This window comes from Facklamia sp. HMSC062C11 (assembly GCF_001810675.1).
Classification (GTDB): Bacteria; Bacillota; Bacilli; order Lactobacillales; family Aerococcaceae; genus Facklamia; species Facklamia hominis.
This window is the reverse complement of the sequence record NZ_KV802403.1, coordinates 167541-186185: the sequence shown is the minus strand read 5'-3', so window position 1 is coordinate 186185 and position 18645 is coordinate 167541. Positions and strand designations below refer to the sequence as shown.

Sequence of the window (18645 nt, the reverse complement as noted above, 5' to 3'; positions counted from 1 at the left end):
TAATGGGCGGTTTATATTCGTATAAAGTCCTACTGTTATAGAAAAATACAGGTGGCTTATGGATTTCTCTTTAAGTCAAAAAAGAGACAAGCACAAAATTGTGTTCATCTCTTTGGTCCAACTATTTGGGGTCACTCTATAAGTTACTAAGGACCCACCCTTTTTTAATATTCGTGCTGATTCTTTAAAAAAATTATGCCTCAAATCTGTCCATTTTAAGTAGTCATGAGCGTCCCAAATTGATTTTTAAAAGTGGTTCGAACGATATGAATGAAAGTTTACATCTCTTTTTTCTTACAAATTTGCCTACGTTGTAGGGGGATCAGTTAATATTAAATCAACAGCCCTCGCTTTTAGTGAGGCTAAGAAATTAATACAATCTTTATTGAATATCTGGAGATGATCCATATCATTATATCTCCAAAAATTAATATTATCTACGCATACAAGATATTATACCATAGACTCAAATAATATACTCTAATAGAACTCTATTGATGAGTAAAGACCCTTCAGACGTAGATCAGTTTTCGCAGATTACTCGGTATTTTTAAGTTTCACACCTACTTTTATCTGTTTTCATAACAACTAAACTTAAAAAATCAGCCCTCTGAATATGACTAACACATTCAAAAAGCTGATATAACAATATATTACTCCTTTACCTTTTGCATCCATGCTACTGTCTCAGCAGCCGATTGCATCCAATCATTTCCTCGCTTCGCTCGTCATTCTTGGGCAATCCGTGCACGGACAGGACAGCTGCTTCTTCAGTCGCTAACGTGCCTTCACAAGCAGTGTCACTGCTTCGACATGCGTTGTCTTTTGATTGGGAACATAATTTTTTATCCTCGTCATTCTTGTAGGAACACAATTTATTAATGTCATTGTCTTTGGCATTTTTTCTTTTATCTTTAAAGTTATTAGAATCTTGACTATCTTTAACTCCTGTTTTGAAATAGAATGTTAAATCATATGGATGAACTGTTCCGTCTTTGTCAATTCTACCCACCACAACTTTATCAACTATGCTTTCAAATACTGTTCTGTTAAATTCCTCTATAATTTCTTTGTTTTCTAAGACCTTTTTAAATTGCTTTAGTCTTTCTTTAATAGAGTTTTCATCTTTGATAGTTAGCTCTAGTGTTTTCTTTTCATCAAGTAATTCTTCTCTTTGTTTTGTAAGTTTTTTATATTTTTTAGCATAAACTTCTTCGTCTATACTATCTTCTAAATGAAGATCAACTAACTTTCTTTCTTGACTAATGATTCTGTTTAATTGGTTTTCTAACTTTTTTAAATCTTTGACTAAAGTATTATCATTTATTTCTTCTTCTACAATTTTTAAAAAGTCATCTATTACTGTTGAATCTGCATGGCATAATTGCCTATAGCTTTCAACAAAAGCTTTTTCTATTGCTGCTTCTTGTATTCCTTTTGAATGAGGACAATATTTTTTACCTTTTTTAGTTGACCTTACACACTGCCAATTAATTTTTTTGTAAATTGAACTAGTGTGCCAAGTTCTTCTTGAAAGTATTTCTCCACAAAATCCACATTCCAGCATACTTGAAAAAGCGTATTGTCTTGATAGTTTTTCTCTCTTCCTATCCTTGTTAGCAATAGTGTTTCTGTTTTGTGCTCTCCTGAGTCTAATCTCTTGTGCCTTTTCAAAATCATCTCTTGATATAATTGGCTCGTGATGATTTTCGATGTGATATTTGTCAGATTCTCCAAAATTTGCTAGTCTTCTTTTTGTTATGGGATCAACTGTGAAGGTCTTTCCCATTAGTATATCCCCAATATACTTTTCATTTTTAATTATTCCTAACACTGTAGTATCAGACCATTTTGTTTTACCTCTCGGGGTGAGATATCCTTGCTCTTCTAGTTCCCTGCCAATAACTGACCCTCCATTGCCCTCTAAATATCTTTTAAAGATGTATCTGACAATTTTAGCTTCTTCTTCATTTATAGAGATGCTTTTTGTTATAGGGTCATAATCATATCCAAGGCAACCTTGAAAGCCAATAAGCTCCCCTTTTTCCATTTTCATTTTCAGTCCTTTTTTTACATGGGCTGAGGTATTTTCTACTTCTTGTTGAGCTACTGAACTTAATATTGTTAGTAATAGCTCTCCATCCATTGTCAAAGTATCTATATTTTCTTCTTCAAATACTACACCAACATTGTTTTCCTTTAATAGTCTTACATACTTTAAGGTATCTAATGTATTTCTAGCAAATCTTGATATAGATTTAGTAATTATCATGTCTATATCTCCATTTTGGCAATCGCTAATTAGTCTCATGAAATCTACTCTTTTAGTTGCAGTTGTACCTGTTGTTGCTTCATCTGCATATATACCAGCCAGAGTCCAGTTCTTATTATTTTTTATTAGATTTGTGTAATAATCAACTTGCGATTTATATGATTCAAGTTGGTCTTTACTATCAGTGCTAACTCGACAATATGCTGCAACTCGTTTTAAATCTAAATGTAGTGCATTTCTATTTCTAGCTCCTGTATTTGAAGCTTTTATTAATTTTACTTTAGTATTCATTTTACCTCCTTCCCATTTTGTATCTTTCTACAGTGTTATTATATCACAAGATTAACTACTTTCTATCTCTCTTTTTATAATCATTTTCTATTCTATTTTTTATTTTTGTATATTCCTTATCATTAATTAATTTAAGATCATAAAGTCTACATAACATAGCAACTCTCATACTATAAATCTTTATTGCTTGCATTTTACCTCCTATGTAAATTATTTTTTTACCTTGATAAGTGGATTAAATTTGAAATATGCTAATCTCACATAATCAATTTCAAGAATATTCACACTTCAAAGTATTTTGATTTTTATAGAAAGATGATAAAACACCCCTCACTTTATAAAGTGAAATTTGCCCTCTTTGGTAACCTGAATTTTTATTTTTTATAGTATTTTTGAGTTTTAATGATTAATTTGAGCATAAAAAAATGAGGACTTATGCTACTAGGCATAAATCCTCTAAAATGAAAGAAACTCTTTCGATTGTTATTTGTATTTAGTTTTTCAAACTAATTTTATCCATCCTATTTAATTCCCCAAACATCATTACTACACCAGCTATTATCATAATTAAATCTACAAGGGGTTCTGCAAACCATACTGCTTTAACTCCAAATATCATTGGTAAAATAATCATGGCAGGTACGAATAAAAATAACTGTCTTAGCATTACTATTATGCCGGCTTTTTTAGCGTTTCCTATTGATTGGAAGAATGTTATAGTCATTACCATTACTCCATATAGGATAAAGATAGAATAAAATAGTCTAAAGTTTCCTATTCCCTGAGTTATAATACTTTCTTCTACTCCAAATAAAGAAAGAATATTCTTTGAAAATGCTAATGCTGGTATCCAAAATATTGATGCAAGAACTAATCCTCCGATAGAAAATACTTTCATAGCTTCTTTTACTCTGTCGTATTTTTTCGCTCCAAAATTTGTACCAACTACAGGTTGTAAACCTTGACTCATTCCCCAAAGTGGAATGAATGAAAAGGCATATATTCTAAGTGTTGCTGCCATCAAGATAGCATTTGTATCTCCGCCATATTTAAATGACATTTTATATAGCATTGTTTGTTGAATCATAAATAAAATTTGCATCATCATAGCAGATGACCCTACGCCAAACATTTCTTTTTTTATTTCCTGATCAGGTTTGATTTTATTTATTTTTACCGCTTTACTTTTATATTTGAAGTAATGGAGTGTTATTATCGCTTGAACAAATTGTGCTGTAATAGTTGCAAGTGCAGCCCCTTCTATTGCGTATTTTCCCATTAATTTCATTAGAATTGGATCAAGAATTATGTTTAAAAAAGCCCCTAGCCCCATAATGAGCATTGCTTTTTTCATTAATCCTTCTCCACGCATAACCATGTTTGCTGATTGAGTAAAGTTTACAAATAAAGAGCCAATGAAAATCACTCGTAAATATCTGATACCATATTCTTTAATTTCTCCACTTGCTCCAACCATATCTAAAAAATGTGGTGCAAGTAAAATTCCGCCTATTGTAATAATTGATGAGAATAGGATAACCCAAAAGATTAAATTCCCCATAATTTTATCAACTGTTTTTTGGTCACCCTTTCCTATAGCTCTTGATAAAACTGATGCTGAACCTACACCTATGAGTGTAGATACTCCACTATTAAAAAAGGTAAGTGGCATAGCTACACCACAAGCTGTCATTGCAGTTTGTCCTATAATATTTCCTGCAAAAATTCCATCCATTAGTGGATAAAGACCTATTACTATCATTCCTATTACAGCAGGGACAGATAATTGAAAAAGTAAATCTATGGGTCTTTTTGTTAATAATTGTTCTTTCATATCTTGTTTCATAAAATCATCCTCTATTAAATTTTATTCAATTTTCCAACCAGTAGCTTTTTCTCTTTTCTCAATAAAACTCTTGTATATGTGTGATTTTTCCATAAGCTCTTTATGTTTACCAATACTTTCAATATTTCCTTTATCCATAACAACAATTTGATCAGCATTTTTAATAGTTTCAAGTTTATGTGCAATCACAATTACAGTTTTATCTTTTAACAAATTGTTTAAAGCAGTTATAAGTTGTTGTTCATTTTCTGGATCTACACTTGAAGTAGCTTCGTCAAGAATAATAATTCTGCTTGGTTTTAGCATAGCTCTTGCTATAGATATTCTCTGACGCTCTCCTCCAGATAAATTTGAACCACCCTCTTGTAAAACTGTGTCATAACCATCTGACAACTTCATAATAAATTCATGACACTGTGCTTGCTTAGCAACATTAATAACTTCCTCATCACTAGCTTCTGGATTTCCGAACTTAATGTTGTTTTTTATAGTGTCATCAAATAAATAGACGTCTTGAAAAACAAAAGTGAAATTAGATAACAGATTGTCATACCTAAAATCTTTTATGTTATTATCATCAATCAATATTTCTCCAGAATCTACATCCCAAAATCTAGCTATCAAATTACAAAGTGTTGTTTTTCCACTTCCAGAACCACCTACAATTGCTGTAGTCTTACCTTTTGGAATATCTAAATTTAAACGGTTAAATAAGTTCTGTTCGTCATATGAGAAGTCAACGTCCTTTAGATTTATATCTCCTTTTTCAAAGCTTGTTCTTGTGCCTTCTGAAATTGTTGGTAAATTCCTAAGTTTAGCAATTGAATCCAAGTTTTGTATAGCTATTCCTCTAACGTTTTGCATACTTCCAGCCATTTCAAAACCAGAAAAAACAATAAAACTAGACACTACAAGCATTACAGCTTTATAGTGATCAATTTCTCCTATGCAAAACCTGTAAATAGCTGAAAATATAATAAGACAAATCCCCAATTTAAATATAATTAGAAATATCAAAGCAGCAGGTGCTACAGTTTTTTCAACATTTATAAAACCTCTTCTATTTTTATAAATCTCTCTATCCAATTCTTTAGTCATTTCACCACTTTTTCCAAATGATTTAATAACACTAATACCTTTAACATACTCCAAAGTAGATGCATTTAGATTTATTTTTAAAGCTTGTAATTTTTTAGTCAGCTCGTCTGATTTCTTTTGAAAGATAACATTGCATAACATTCCTAAGAATAAAGTTCCTAAAATTATAGAACCTGTAACTATATCAAACGGAATCATAAATATCGCCATTATTATAGTTTGAATTACTCCCACAAATAAAGTTTCTATTATATTAACTCCTACGGTTTCAAGTTCACCTATAACTGTGGTTAATCCGCCTGAAATGTTTCCAAGGCGATTACTGCTAAAATATCCCATATTCACTTTTTTTAGCTGATCACCTATATATAGCCTATTTTCTGCTCCCATATTGTAAGTTGCGATGTATTTATTTCTATCAGCCATATAACTAGATAATATTTTCCCTACTACACTTAGTAGAGCTATTGCAAATACGACATAGATGTCTTCTTGTGTAATATTTCTTCCTTCAAATATATTTTGAAATATTTTAAGTAAAAGCAACATTGTAGCTCCAAGGGATATTCCTTCAAATATACTTTTTAATACTTCAAAGAAAAACATCTTGCTAATTTTGGAAGATTCTTTTCCAGCTACCCAATATAACTTGTGAATTAATTCTTTCATTTACTCACCCCTATCGTTTGATAAACTTATGTGTGATTTCCACATTTTTGCATATGTTTCACTTTTTCCAAGAAGTTCTTTATGAGTTCCTTCTGCTTCAATTTCCCCATTGTTTAATACTATGATCTTATCGGCTCCTATTATTGTAGAAAGCCTATGAGCAATCATAATAACCGTTTTATTTTCAACTAATGCATCTATAGATTTTTGAATTTCAGCTTCATTATCTGGATCAGAATATGCTGTAGCTTCGTCTAATAAAACTATTGGGCTATCTTTAAGCAAAGCTCTTGCTATTGTAAGTCTTTGTCTCTCTCCTCCAGACAAGTTGCTCCCAGATTCTCCAATTATGGTTTCATATCCATTAGGAAGACTCATAATAAAGTCATGACAAGAAGCTTTTTTACAAGCGTCTTTTATCTCTTCAATACTAGCATTTTGATTTGCCATTCTCATATTATCTATAATACTTTTTCTAAATAGATAATTTTCTTGTGATACATAGGTTACAAGTTCCATGTTCTTTTCAAGAGAAACATCTTTAAGATTTACATTTCCTACGGATATTTTTCCTTTATTAATATTCCAATATCCCGCAATTAGCTTAGCAATAGTGGATTTTCCACCGCCAGAATAACCAACAATAGCTGTAAGTTTATTTTCTTTTGCACTAAAGGATAAGTTATCAAAAACTTTTTTCTTATCATTATAGGCAAAACATACATTTTCAAAATTAATATCGTATGATCTTATTTTTTCCTCTCCATTACCTCGTTCTAACTCTGGTAACTCCATAACATTTTTTATTTCATCTATTACAACTCTTACATTCGCCATAGTATCCATATGACTCATAGCTTTAATCAAAGGTTTGTAGCAGGCATAAGATAATAAAACACACATTATTAGATTGCCTACTTCAATACTTCCATTCATATACAAGTATAAAGAAGTTGGTAAAACAAATAATAAAGTTGATGGTAAAACTTCCATTGCTGCTGTCATATAGAAACAAACACTTAAATACCAATTTAGCATACTGTCTCTATTGCTATTTACAGCATCAACAAATTTTCCATATGATGATGCAGATTTATTGAATGCCTTTATAACTTGAATTCCTCTAATATATTCAACAGCTGTTGTATTCATGTTTTTTGCGGCTTCTTGATAATTTCGTGATTTTTCTTCATATCCGCCCATCATTAGAATTGAAAATAACACCCCTAGAGGTAAGGTTATAAGATTTGCAATTCCAATTCTCCAATCTATAATAAAAACAATAACTACTAAAGCGATTGGAATGATAAGATTAGCTATTACTTCAGGAATAACATGAGCTATCGGTTGCTCAATTTTATTCAAAGTTTCTACCATAAACTGAGTCCATTCTCCACTAGATCGTTTTTCAATCTCTCCCATTGATAATCTATTAATTTTTCTTACAAGTTTCTTCCTCTCGTCCTCTATTATGCGAAATGCTAAATTGTGAGAAATTAAAGTTGAAATCTCATGAAAAATAACACTTCCTATTAACCCACCTAAAATAAGCAAAATTGGTCTTATATAGAATTCTAAATCTGTATTACTAATTGCTATATTTTGAGTAATCTTAGCTAAAGCAAAATATGGTACAACACTACAAAAAACACCAATTACTGCAATAATAACTGATGATAAAATTTGTCCTATATGCTTTTTTAAAACTTCCATTACGCACCTCCTAAATTATTTAGCCTCCATAGCTCTTAACAGCTGTCCTATATTATCAATATAAAAATCTTCTGTTATTATCCCATTCTCTAGTTTTACAAGTCTATCACACGTCTTTGCTATAAATTCAATATCATGAGAAATTATCAAAAATTTTGTTCCTTTTTTTTGTTCCTCTTTGATTAATCTCCCCACCTTATCCATACTCCTGAAATCAAGCCCTGATGTCGGCTCATCCAATATAATAAAAGGTGTTTCTCTCAACATAGCTACGCATAGAACCAATCTTTGTTTTTGACCACCTGATAAAGTTGCTGGATGCTTATCTCTTATATCAAATAATCCAACTTTTTTAAAAGTTCCTCTGCTTTCGTGATATAATCTTCTCTATTTTTTAACCCAGTTAATAATTCATCCATCAAATCTTCCCCAAATAATTGAGAGTCTAAATCTTGAGGAATATACCACACTTTGCTTAACCTCATCTTTTTATTAGCTTTGAGTCCATTTATCTTTATTGCTCCATCAGTCTGATTTTGAATCCCAGAATAAATTTTACCGAGTGTACTTTTACCTGTTCCATTTATTCCTACTAAAGCAATAGTCTCATTGCTAGCAAATTTAAGTGACACATCTTTTAGTACGAAATTATTTTTATATTTTTTACAAATATTTTTCACCTCAAAATCAAAAGAATTGTCACTACTAATTTCTTTTTCTTTAACTTTGTGGTCATCTACAACAATATCATCAAGATTTATTGAGCGTAAGCCCAATGCATTTAAGTCTTTTGAACTAATTTTTTCAAATTCTTCTGCTTTATAACTATTTGTTAAAGATCCATTTTGTATCAATAAATACCTATCAGCTATTCCTTTTAAATAAAATAACCTATGCTCAACAATTACTATAGTTTTCCCTTCGTTTTTTAAGTCCATTATAAGTTTTGAAAATTTATATATTGATTTCAAATCAAGATTTGCAGATGGTTCATCAAATACATATATAGATGGTTCGATAGCTCTCGCTGAACAAATTGCTACTTTTTGCCTAATTCCATAGGATAAATTGTATATCCTATTATTTAACAATTTATCAATATTCATTTTCTCACTTGATTCATTTACTCTTCTTATTATTTCATCACGCTTATATCCCAAATTTTCCGGTCCAAATGCAATTTCTCCATTAACTTCATTGGCAAAAAATTGGCTTCTAGGATCTTAAAATACATTACCGACTAACTTTGCTATTTCCCAGGATTTTAAATTTCTAATAGATTTGCCGTCAACAAATACTTCTCCATCTAAATTTCCTTCGTAAAAATTTGGAATCAAGCCATTTATAGTTCTTGTTAAAGTAGACTTTCCACATCCAGACTCCCCTATAATTACACAACATTCACCATCTTTAATGTCTAAATTTATATCTTTCAACTGTTCATCTTTATTGCTATTATACGAAAAAGATAATTTTCTAATTTCCACTTTATTATTCAATGGTGCACCTCTCATATAAGACATAATATAAATAAAACAAAGCTTGCAGTTATTATAATTATGTCTAATTTACACAACTTGTTGCTATAATATGAATCCCTTTTTATTGGGTTTTCAATTCCTCTAACAATCGCTGCTGCTGATAATTCATCTCCTACTTTTATAGAACGAAAAATTAAAGGAACTATGGCATATTCAAGAGTCCTCAAAGGATTTGATAAAATATGAAAGAAGTTACCTGTAAATCCCCTTACTTTCATAGCTTCTTTTATTGTTCTAAATTCTCCAGCAATTGTTGGTACAAATCGAATAATTACCGTTAATACAAGTACAAAATTTCGTGGCAACATTAATTTGTGAAATATTGAAATTAATTTTCCTGATGGTATCTTAAAAGTTAAAAATCCTGCCATGATTGGAACTATGAATTTATACAACATTCCCAAAAGCATTGGAGAAATTATAACTACACCACTAGGTATCATTTTTAATAACCAAAATGTAGTAAAACTATATATCATAAAATAAATAATGCTCTGCTTGATAAAACCAAAATATGCTAAAAGCATACAAAGCCATCCTACAAACAGAGCATGCATATAGTAACTTTTTGTAAATATTGACACCATACAGGAAATTATAGTTAAAAAAAGACAAGTTATTCCACTTATTTTTTCTATTTTCATTTCCCATATATCTCCATTTACTCTAAAATACCCGCCTTTTTAAAGTGCTTTTTAAGAATTTTTTGTGCAAACAAAACACCTAAAGCAGATAATATAACGGTTATTGTTACACCTAATAATAGTAGTTTTGGTGAAGATACCAAATTATATTGCAATGTTAATGTCTTATCTGCAAACCCACTCTCTAAAGCTTGCTTTTGATAAGATTCCCAAGCTATCCAACATGGAACTCCTATTCCCATGAACATACCAGCACCATAAACACTCCAGCCAATCATATTTCTTATTGGATTTATATAAGTGTCTTTGCCTATCATTACTATTTCACACAAAATAGCAAGTCCAATAAAATATGGAAGCATAAACACATAACCCATAGCTGCTGTGATAAGACCATAAATTAATATCCATATAAATAATAGCCCATGTTTATTAAGTCTGTTAGCTGCTACTAAGTAGAAAATAGCTCCTATAAACATTTCAATTCCAGCAGTACCATAAATATATACAACCGGAACAGCAACCATACTCATTCCAATAACAATAGATATTGCATAAAATAAAGCAATCATAATAGCTACTGTTACTACATCTTTTGTAGTCATTTTTTATTGTTCATAAAACACCTCTGTTAATTAATAAAATGTACATAGAATGTGTATAGAGAATATTTACAAAAAAAATATCCATCTCAACTTTATTATAAAGTAAGATGGATATTTTCTTTATAACCTGACAGCTCTTTATTTGCTCTAAAAAGGTCAGACGGATTTTTTTCTATATTCTTGAGGAGTTTGCCCAAAATGTTTTTTGAATGACTCAGAAAATTTACTAGGATTCAAATATCCTGACAAATCAGAAATCTCTCCTATTGACATTAAGGGTTTATGAATTAATAATTTAGCAGCGGCTTCTAAACAATTTTCCCTAATAAAATTACCTATTGAGCTTCCAGTTATGTATATGAAACATCTCTTCAAACTGGATTCTGAAATAGCATATTTTTTTGATAAATCAGAAATAGAATATCTTTCAAAAGGATTATTTAGAATCGTCTTATATGATTCTACAGTTGCTTTATATACTGGTTCTGAAAAAGATGTTAACTTAAAAGTATCTGAACTTTCAAATAAATTTAAAAATAATAACAACTCTATTGTTTTTATAATTGAATAAGAAAGTCTTATTCTAGAATCTACTCTATAAAGTTCACTAATAACATGGTCTATCTCATGACGTGAATGAATAATTAAAGCTGCACCATTTTTACACAAACGATCTTTTATTTCTAACAAATCAATTTTTGCATACGGAAAGTATTTATCAATAGATTTTTGTGCCTTTTCAATATCAATAAATATTGAAAGTCCCACATATTTTTTTGTTGGTATGCATGAATCTTCAAAAGGAACTTTACCTATTTCGATTACACTTAGATCACCTTTACCTATCAGAGCACGTTCATTATTTTCAAGTTTAAACTCATAACATCCCTCTAAGCAATGATCTATTTTTAAAACCCCGCTTTTAGGATTTATTTTTTGATATGCTGTCTCCATATTTAGATTATTATAAGATAATTGAACACCTTCAAATAAATTGTAGCAACGCATTTCGCCACAGCCAGTAGAATTTTCAATTGTATAAATTTTACATTCATCATTAACCTTTTTTTCAGAAAAAATATATCCTTCAAGTACATTTTCTATAATATCTTCATGATTTAATTCCAAAACTCTACCTCCTAATGCATCATAATAATTAATTAAATTATACCCAAAAATTAGATTTTATACTAAAAATACACTATAGCATATTAATCGTACATCTATATTTTAAGCTTTTCTATTAGATACAAACATTTCAATTTTATGGTATAATGATAGTAATTAAATAACACGCTTAACGCTAATAACTTTAATAGCAAGCACAGTAAGTGTACGGACACTTACGAAAAAATTAATGGAGCAAACCTTTATGGAATGCTCCATTTTTTTAATTTTTACCTTGTTAGGGAGAACCCTAAGACCCCGAAATATATTTTATAAAGGAGAATAAAATGGCAAATAGATTTAGAAATGAAAGAATAGAAATAAAACTAACTAAAGAAGAAAAAGAAGTTTTTGAAAAGAAAATGAAACTTGCTAATTGTAAAACTATGTCTCACTTTCTTAGAAAATGCGTATTGGAAAAAGAGATTTATGTTGTAGACCTAGAACCATTCAGAAACCTACAATGGCTACTTTCAAATGCAACAAATAATATAAATCAGATTGCAAAAGCTACTAATACAACTGGTGTTATTTACAAAAATGAAATTGAATCAATGAATAAACAGATAGAAAAATTATCGAGAGAAATTTGGCAGATCCATTCCCAACTTCTTAATAAATCAAAAGAAAGTTCTGGTGATTAGTATGGCGATTACAAAAATACATCCTATAAAGTCAACTCTAAATTTGGCAATAGATTATATAACTAAGAGTGAAAAAACTAATGAAAAAATCTTGGTATCTTCATTCAAATGTCATCCATCTACTGCCCATATTCAATTTATGAAAACACGAGAAGATAATGATACTAAAGGTACAGTTTTGGCTAGACATTTAATTCAATCTTTTCTACCAGGAGAGGTTGACCCTATAAAAGCTCACGAAATTGGAATGGAATTATGTAAGGGTGCTTTTTACAAAATCTAATACATGTGAGCTTTATCTAATATGAAAGATCTATAGAATCTACATATATAAGGAGATGGAAAGATAGCCATCTCCCTTACATTAACGCAATTTATATTAGTTCAATAATTTTCTATAATAATTTCATCAACACTTTTTATTTCAGTGTAACCTTTATAGAAAATAGGAATATCTTCATTTTTTAAATTGGGTGAATTATAAACATAAATTTTTTTATCCAAAGCGTCTGCATACCCAAGTTCCCATGGACACCATTGTGATTTAAAAGTTAATTCTGTTAAAAAAATTATAAAAATCTTACTCTGATGTATTCTTAGTTTAATAATTTCTGATGTTGAAGCATTACACCATTCTCGTTTCAAATCGTATTTATCATTAACCCAGTCTATATACGCCACATATCCTTTTGTATTTAGGGTTTTATAAAATTCAACTATTTGATTCATGTCATTAGAGTTATGAGATATAAAAACATCAAATCTTTTTACCTTCTCTAAATCATCTACGTACAGTCTCTGTTTTAAAACTTCAGGACCTGAATTGTTTTTTACAATTTCGTTATCAATATAATTTTTCTTTCCTTTTTTCTTACGTCTTAACATAAATGGTAATCCAATAGATTGAATGTAGTTTTGGGCTTCTTCTTTTAAAGAAAAATTTCTTGTACATGAATTAACCTTATAAAAAAACTCCGTAATATTTGATGATTTATATTTTGAAAGTTCTCTCATTATCTCTAATTTTTGATGCAAGTCATAGGTTTTAAAATATTTATCTATAAAAAACGATGTATATTGTGGTTCTATTTCTTGAATAAATCTTAATGTGCCGTCAACTTTTTGTTTTCTTTTATCAAATTTGGATTTTGATATCTGCTTTTTTTCATTCTTTAAATTTTCCATATCATCTTTTCCCAAAATAATTCTATTCTTATCTTTTCTAAGTTTTTTCACACTATGAAAAGAACAATCTAAAATAAAATTATAAGGTTTTCTAAAATTATATCTGCTTTTTTTCCCATACTTAAGTAGAACCATATTTTTGTTATGCCAAAAATTATACTGTTTATTCAAATCATCCCACAAATGTGGATATAACTCTTTAAATGTATTAACAATATCATCGTCTGAAAAAGTATATGGCATTAACTTCAAAACTTGTTGAATTGACTTTTTAAATTTCTTTTTGTAATCAATATATATTTATTGAATTGTCTTGCTGTTTTTCCCATAACCAATTACTCTTTTATCCAACTTGAAAGTGGTATTATAGATTTTTTGTTTTTATATTTTATCATAACATAATGTCCTGACTTTACTTTTTTCCTGAATAATATTACTCTCACTCATCGAACTAAGTTATATATGAATATATTCTAGATGCTCATTTCCTTTTCAGTTACACTTATTCTTTTTCATAACCCATCACGTTGATGTTTTTATCAACTTACACAGTTATTTTCCTTTTTTTAGTGCTGCTTTTTCAATCCAACTTCCCAAATTATAATATCCATTGTCTTCCAAATAGTCATACAAATCATCACAAATATAGTCAAAATACGCAGGTGTACCATCATTATAATATCCAATAATAGTATGTGGATTACCCTTTACTGTTGTCCTTTGAGTTATCATATCTCTAAGATTATGTATATGAATCCCAATTATTGCATTTCCTCTTTCGATGCTTTTTATTATTTCATATTGGACAAATGGACGGTTTAATGTTTCTTTACCAATTAGGACTATAGTAATTGAAGTTCCTTCTAGTTGCTTATCTATCCATTTGCAAACAGCATTTTCACCATTCCTTTTAATTTTTTCAAATTCCGCCTTATCGATAAAACCTGCAGCTTCTTTGCCTTGAGTAACCCAACTATTTCTTACTATCATCGATCTATTGATATCCTCATCATAATGAAAACTAAAAAATACTCTTCTTGCCATATTAACATTCCTCCTTACTGTTAAGTCTATTTATTATTTTAATTATTGCATCAACATTAGTGTCTATATCACAAAATTTAGTAATATACTGAATTTCTTCATCATTTAAAATATTTTTAACCATATCACTATTTTCAGAATATAATTCCTGAGATATAAACCCAGTAAATGCTAATGGTATATTCACTAATTGATATGATTCAGCAATATTAAATTCTTGTTTTACACCATCAGCTTTAATAATTTCTCCATCCTTTTGTTTATTACCAAACATATAAATTGCTATACCACATTGAGAAATCATTTCATCTCTATATTTTTCCCAAGTTGTCCTAAGTTGCTCACTATTTATTGCACTTAATGGGAAAGGCATCAGTTTTAAGCTATCTTCAATTTTAATGTCCCTGTGATCATAACAATATTCAGTGATTCCATTTATTACATAAGTCCCCACACCTAATCCATATCCATTAACAACTTTATATCCGTTCTTAACAAGTTCAAAAGATAGTTTCCTGATAAACTCCTTAGCTTCTTGTGCATCTAATGGAGTGTAAGTTTCTGCACTTCCAGAAATAAACACAGTTTTTCTTTTATACCTATTTAATATGATTTTTAATATCTCCGTGATTTCTTCATAACTATCAATTAAGCATATTTTTATTCCATATCTGTCTAAATCAGCAATCTGTAGGCTTTGTTTAATTAAATCATATTTGTATTCGTCCATTGCTTTTGTATATTCTTTTTCGTCTTCAAACTTGTTCCTATTAGGTTCAGCAATTTTTTTAATATATAATAATGTGGTCTGTTATCATCTCCCAGCAAAACTCTCATTTTACTAAGTACAAAATTAAAATTAGGATCACTAAAACTGAATCCTAAAAATAAAAAAGTCTTTGTCAGCAATGTTCCTTCTAAAACATCTCTAAATAATTTTCTACTATTAATTCCATATTCTTCGTAATCATCTCTAGTTATTACTGCATCAGATGGACTTTGAATATCTCCATGCATTTTATATACAACTGCATCATAATTTTTATATGAAAGCTGTAAATCCTTATCATCCTTTCTGACAGAAACATTTTTATTATTTTCTTTCAAGGCGTCTTCAATTAACGTATCAAAATTTGTTGTCCAATATGTAGAAATTGGAAGCTGTGATAATATATTATGGTTTTCCGTAGGTTTTTTATTAGAGGGAAATGAAGCTGATAAAAGTTCATTAATAGCACTTCTTTTCTTTTTATTACAATAAAATTGAGCCAAAGAAATCAAATCATGCTTTTCTTTTGATATATCTAATTCCAACTCCTTTGCAGGTTTTTCTAATAACTTTTCCCAATTATAGTATCCAGCATTTATAGAAAGTCCTGCGCCAGCAAAAATCGCTAATTCATCACTATACAATGCCTGTTCAACAATTTCAATCAATTCTTTTTTCTTAATTATATTGTTCAATTATTCTCCTCCGCAATAGAAATTAGTTCCCCAAAATCAGTATCTAGAGAAATACATATTCTGTATAAAATTTCCATACTAACAAATTCGCCTTTTCCCATCTTTGCTATCGTCGCTGGAGCAATACCAACCTTCTCCTGCAAATCTTTTTTGTTCATATTTTTATCTATCAAAAGTTTCCATAATCCATTATAGTTTATTTTCATAATATCATCCTTAATATTCATATAATTGAATTTTTCCTTCATATATTATATCATAGTTTTATTAAATAAAAAATCAGTGCAGCCTAAAGACGGCCGATTTTATCTCTCTGTACATTCGCTATAATATTTCTTAATTTACTTAGTTTTTTCATCTGTCTTAAAGCTTTTTATTTGCTCTAATATGGTCTTTTAATCTTTATCTTGACTCTTTACTTGTTCTTTTGATTTTAAAAGTTTAGAAAACAAAATACAAACATGCTTATGTTCTTTTACTTTGTTATCAATTTTTGTTTTTTTACAAGTCAAAAGATTTTATTAAATTCTCTTGTCTTTAAGCTATATAAATCTCTTGTCTCATCTACAAGGCTAAGCAATTGGCATAAAATTTATTTAATTTTAAATCCTTTAATGCAAAATAAAAAAGAAGTAAAATAATTCCACTTCTCTTTTACCTAATATTTTTTTGTCTATAAATTTCCAGACAGTGTCTGGAATATTATATCTCACTAACCCTATTTGAAATAGTTATCACTACATCAACAACCTTATCAAAGGTCAGATCTCCAATATACTTATTTTCACTGAGATATACTTCCCACAAGGATCTTTGGTATGAATCTTCTTTTATGTCCTCGATTATTTCCTCATAGTCTTTCATTATCTCCTGACTTCCTCTTTTGTCGGAAGTTCTTTCTATTGCTTCTTTTAAAATTTTATAATCTATCTCATCTTTTTTTAATTTGTAGAGGGTGTATAGGTCGTAAAAGTCTCTCATTCGTGTTGTTGTTATATTTCTTCTGATTATGGTTTCATATTTTTCTGCGAGAATTGTTTCTAATGGATATGCCATTATTTTTATATCTTCTTGGCTAAAGATACAGGGATAAGTATATTCTATTTCCCTTGGCGTTATTGCATCTCCTGTTGTTAGGTCTAGTTTCATCGGGTTTTTGGTCTTTCCAACATTTGCTATTAGTGATATTCTAAAGTTCTCGTACTCGTCCTCTTCCCTAATATAACTAATGTCTTTTATTTCAAATCTTATTCCATCATCGACATCTATATTTATAATTTCATTTACGATTTCTTTTATTTTTTCTTCTTTTAGGGGTATGCCTTTTATGGTTGTGTCCATATCCATAGTTGTTCTATTTTCAATTCCAATTAAGGAAGATATTAGGAATCCTCCTTTTATTACAAAATTATTTTTGTAATTTGATTTGGATAGCCTTTCTAAAAATCTTTCGAAGAAATATATTTGCAGAACTTCTTGTGACTTTAGATTTTTCTTCTCTGCCATGCTTCTTATCTTGCCCTTTATACTCTCGATATTAATCACGATAATACCTCCATGTATTTTCTAATTTCATTTTCTATTTTAAATAATCTACTGTATTTTATGAGTCGTCTTAGATTTTTATTTTGTGATTTAAAGTATCTTTTTATGGCTTCTGTAAAAATTTGCTTATCTATTTTTTCTCTGTCTATTATGATATCGCAAATTGTTCGATCTATATCGTAAACTGGAATAAGGTTGCCTTGTGGTGATTTTATTTCTGTCTTTCCTAGTTCGTATAAGTCTTTTTTTACATAGTGAACTTGTAGATCATCATATCTTTTTTTGATATGGCTTGCATTATATCCTTGGGGCACAGATATATGAAATACATTTGGAGTTCTATCTGATAGGTCGTGGAGATAGAGGGCTGTTTGATGTGAAAATATAATTCGATTACTATTTGATGATATTAAAACAAAATCGTCTATTACTTTTCCTTTTAATTGATATAGACCTGGTCTTAATCTTTCTAATTGTCCGATTTTTGTTAATTCTGATAGATTATGCCTAGTATATCCAAGTTCTTCTGCTTCTTTGTTGGTGATTACTAAATTTTCTTGGATATATTCTTTAAGTGTATTCATAGTCCGCCTCCTCTCGTTTACGCTTTTATTATATGTTATAAAAGCGAATATGTAAAGTCGGCTTGTGAATGTTTCATATTTTGAAAAGGATGTAACGAATCCTTACTCCCTTTCTAAAATTATTCTTTCTTAACTCAATATTACTAATATTATTATAGTTACTCTCCGATTTTCGGATTTCTAGAAATCTGTTATTCGGAGTTCTTGAATTCCGATTTTTGGAAGTCTGGACTTCTGATTTCAGAGATCAGATTTTGTATTATTAGTAATATTTAAAATTTATATGTACCTACTTTTTAGTAAAAAAAGAGCAGCCTTTTAAGCTACTCTTGT

At 29.4% G+C, this 18645-nt stretch carries 16 protein-coding genes and 3 pseudogenes; 2 read left to right on the top strand and 17 right to left on the bottom strand.

What is annotated here, in order from left to right:
• Positions 1-679: 679 nt before the first annotated feature.
• The 9 genes and pseudogenes from HMPREF2758_RS06425 to HMPREF2758_RS06390 all read right to left on the bottom strand — a co-directional run bounded on the left by HMPREF2758_RS06425 (position 680) and on the right by HMPREF2758_RS06390 (position 11807).
• Complete coding sequence (locus HMPREF2758_RS06425; protein ID WP_016648521.1) at positions 680-2563, bottom strand: recombinase family protein; 1884 nt, start codon at positions 2561-2563, stop codon at positions 680-682.
• 55 nt (positions 2564-2618) lie between these two features.
• Positions 2619-2756, bottom strand: a complete 138-nt coding sequence (locus HMPREF2758_RS08930) for a hypothetical protein (protein WP_004838640.1) — start codon at positions 2754-2756, stop codon at positions 2619-2621.
• A 300-nt stretch (positions 2757-3056) separates the two neighbouring features.
• Complete coding sequence (locus HMPREF2758_RS06420; protein ID WP_070609671.1) at positions 3057-4409, bottom strand: MATE family efflux transporter; 1353 nt, start codon at positions 4407-4409, stop codon at positions 3057-3059.
• Positions 4410-4430: 21 nt separating this feature from the next.
• Positions 4431-6176: an ABC transporter ATP-binding protein gene (locus HMPREF2758_RS06415; RefSeq protein ID WP_016648523.1), complete on the bottom strand. Its 1746-nt coding sequence runs from the start codon at positions 6174-6176 to the stop codon at positions 4431-4433.
• Positions 6177-7889 (bottom strand): ABC transporter ATP-binding protein, encoded by a 1713-nt coding sequence (locus HMPREF2758_RS06410; RefSeq protein ID WP_070609670.1) that lies wholly within the window; start codon positions 7887-7889, stop codon positions 6177-6179. It lies immediately after the preceding gene.
• A gap of 15 nt (positions 7890-7904) precedes the next feature.
• Positions 7905-9412, bottom strand: a pseudogene (locus HMPREF2758_RS06405) (ABC transporter ATP-binding protein).
• Positions 9400-10074 carry an energy-coupling factor transporter transmembrane component T family protein gene (locus HMPREF2758_RS06400; RefSeq protein ID WP_070609669.1) on the bottom strand — a complete coding sequence of 225 codons (675 nt, stop codon included), beginning with the start codon at positions 10072-10074 and terminating at the stop codon, positions 9400-9402. Before HMPREF2758_RS06400 ends, HMPREF2758_RS06405 begins: the two are co-directional and overlap by 13 nt.
• Before the next feature lie 17 nt (positions 10075-10091).
• On the bottom strand, positions 10092-10679 hold the full coding sequence (locus HMPREF2758_RS06395) for an MptD family putative ECF transporter S component (RefSeq protein ID WP_070609668.1): 588 nt from the start codon (positions 10677-10679) through the stop codon (positions 10092-10094).
• Between the two features lie 156 nt (positions 10680-10835).
• Positions 10836-11807, bottom strand: a complete 972-nt coding sequence (locus HMPREF2758_RS06390) for a helix-turn-helix domain-containing protein (protein WP_070609667.1) — start codon at positions 11805-11807, stop codon at positions 10836-10838.
• A 326-nt stretch (positions 11808-12133) separates the two neighbouring features.
• On the opposite strand from HMPREF2758_RS06390, the gene mobC reads away from it, so the two are divergent.
• A complete protein-coding gene (gene mobC, locus HMPREF2758_RS06385) occupies positions 12134-12490 on the top strand; it encodes a plasmid mobilization protein (protein WP_016648530.1) in 357 nt (118 codons plus the stop codon).
• Between the two features lies 1 nt (position 12491).
• A pseudogene (locus tag HMPREF2758_RS06380) lies at positions 12492-12752 on the top strand (relaxase/mobilization nuclease domain-containing protein); the annotation flags it as partial.
• A 122-nt stretch (positions 12753-12874) separates the two neighbouring features.
• On the opposite strand, the gene HMPREF2758_RS06375 reads toward HMPREF2758_RS06380, so the two are convergent.
• The 8 genes and pseudogenes from HMPREF2758_RS06375 to HMPREF2758_RS06350 all read right to left on the bottom strand — a co-directional run bounded on the left by HMPREF2758_RS06375 (position 12875) and on the right by HMPREF2758_RS06350 (position 18312).
• Entirely contained in the window at positions 12875-13918 is a 1044-nt protein-coding gene (locus HMPREF2758_RS06375; protein ID WP_148128887.1) for a toll/interleukin-1 receptor domain-containing protein, read from the bottom strand.
• A gap of 309 nt (positions 13919-14227) precedes the next feature.
• Positions 14228-14719, bottom strand: coding sequence for a TIR domain-containing protein (locus HMPREF2758_RS06370; protein WP_070609666.1), 492 nt, complete (start codon positions 14717-14719; stop codon positions 14228-14230).
• A gap of 1 nt (position 14720) precedes the next feature.
• Complete coding sequence (locus HMPREF2758_RS09045) at positions 14721-15449, bottom strand: hypothetical protein (protein WP_246823266.1); 729 nt, start codon at positions 15447-15449, stop codon at positions 14721-14723.
• Complete coding sequence (locus HMPREF2758_RS09040) at positions 15425-16183, bottom strand: SIR2 family protein (RefSeq protein WP_246823265.1); 759 nt, start codon at positions 16181-16183, stop codon at positions 15425-15427. The genes HMPREF2758_RS09045 and HMPREF2758_RS09040 overlap by 25 nt, the downstream gene beginning before the upstream one ends.
• Positions 16180-16389 (bottom strand): helix-turn-helix domain-containing protein, encoded by a 210-nt coding sequence (locus HMPREF2758_RS06360; RefSeq protein WP_036739084.1) that lies wholly within the window; start codon positions 16387-16389, stop codon positions 16180-16182. The genes HMPREF2758_RS09040 and HMPREF2758_RS06360 overlap by 4 nt, the downstream gene beginning before the upstream one ends.
• Positions 16390-16524: 135 nt before the next feature.
• Positions 16525-16810 (bottom strand): annotated as a pseudogene (locus HMPREF2758_RS09035) (DNA-binding protein); the annotation flags it as partial.
• Between the two features lie 75 nt (positions 16811-16885).
• On the bottom strand, positions 16886-17728 hold the full coding sequence (locus tag HMPREF2758_RS06355; RefSeq protein ID WP_070609665.1) for a nucleotidyl transferase AbiEii/AbiGii toxin family protein: 843 nt from the start codon (positions 17726-17728) through the stop codon (positions 16886-16888).
• Positions 17725-18312, bottom strand: a complete 588-nt coding sequence (locus HMPREF2758_RS06350; RefSeq protein ID WP_070609664.1) for a type IV toxin-antitoxin system AbiEi family antitoxin domain-containing protein — start codon at positions 18310-18312, stop codon at positions 17725-17727. The genes HMPREF2758_RS06355 and HMPREF2758_RS06350 overlap by 4 nt, the downstream gene beginning before the upstream one ends.
• Positions 18313-18645 lie beyond the last annotated feature (333 nt).

Coding starts and splice junctions, on each gene's coding strand:
- HMPREF2758_RS06395 (WP_070609668.1), bottom strand. CDS start 10,679: ATGACTACAAAAGATGTAGTAACAGTAGCTATTATGATTGCTTTATTT.
- HMPREF2758_RS06420 (WP_070609671.1), bottom strand. CDS start 4,409: ATGAAACAAGATATGAAAGAACAATTATTAACAAAAAGACCCATAGAT.
- HMPREF2758_RS06400 (WP_070609669.1), bottom strand. CDS start 10,074: ATGAAAATAGAAAAAATAAGTGGAATAACTTGTCTTTTTTTAACTATA.
- HMPREF2758_RS06370 (WP_070609666.1), bottom strand. CDS start 14,719: ATGGCAAGAAGAGTATTTTTTAGTTTTCATTATGATGAGGATATCAAT.
- mobC (WP_016648530.1), top strand. CDS start 12,134: ATGGCAAATAGATTTAGAAATGAAAGAATAGAAATAAAACTAACTAAA.
- HMPREF2758_RS06360 (WP_036739084.1), bottom strand. CDS start 16,389: ATGAAAATAAACTATAATGGATTATGGAAACTTTTGATAGATAAAAAT.
- HMPREF2758_RS06375 (WP_148128887.1), bottom strand. CDS start 13,918: ATGCCATATACTTTTTCAGACGATGATATTGTTAATACATTTAAAGAG.
- HMPREF2758_RS06425 (WP_016648521.1), bottom strand. CDS start 2,563: ATGAATACTAAAGTAAAATTAATAAAAGCTTCAAATACAGGAGCTAGA.
- HMPREF2758_RS08930 (WP_004838640.1), bottom strand. CDS start 2,756: ATGCAAGCAATAAAGATTTATAGTATGAGAGTTGCTATGTTATGTAGA.
- HMPREF2758_RS09045 (WP_246823266.1), bottom strand. CDS start 15,449: ATGGACGAATACAAATATGATTTAATTAAACAAAGCCTACAGATTGCT.
- HMPREF2758_RS06415 (WP_016648523.1), bottom strand. CDS start 6,176: ATGAAAGAATTAATTCACAAGTTATATTGGGTAGCTGGAAAAGAATCT.
- HMPREF2758_RS06350 (WP_070609664.1), bottom strand. CDS start 18,312: ATGAATACACTTAAAGAATATATCCAAGAAAATTTAGTAATCACCAAC.
- HMPREF2758_RS06410 (WP_070609670.1), bottom strand. CDS start 7,889: ATGGAAGTTTTAAAAAAGCATATAGGACAAATTTTATCATCAGTTATT.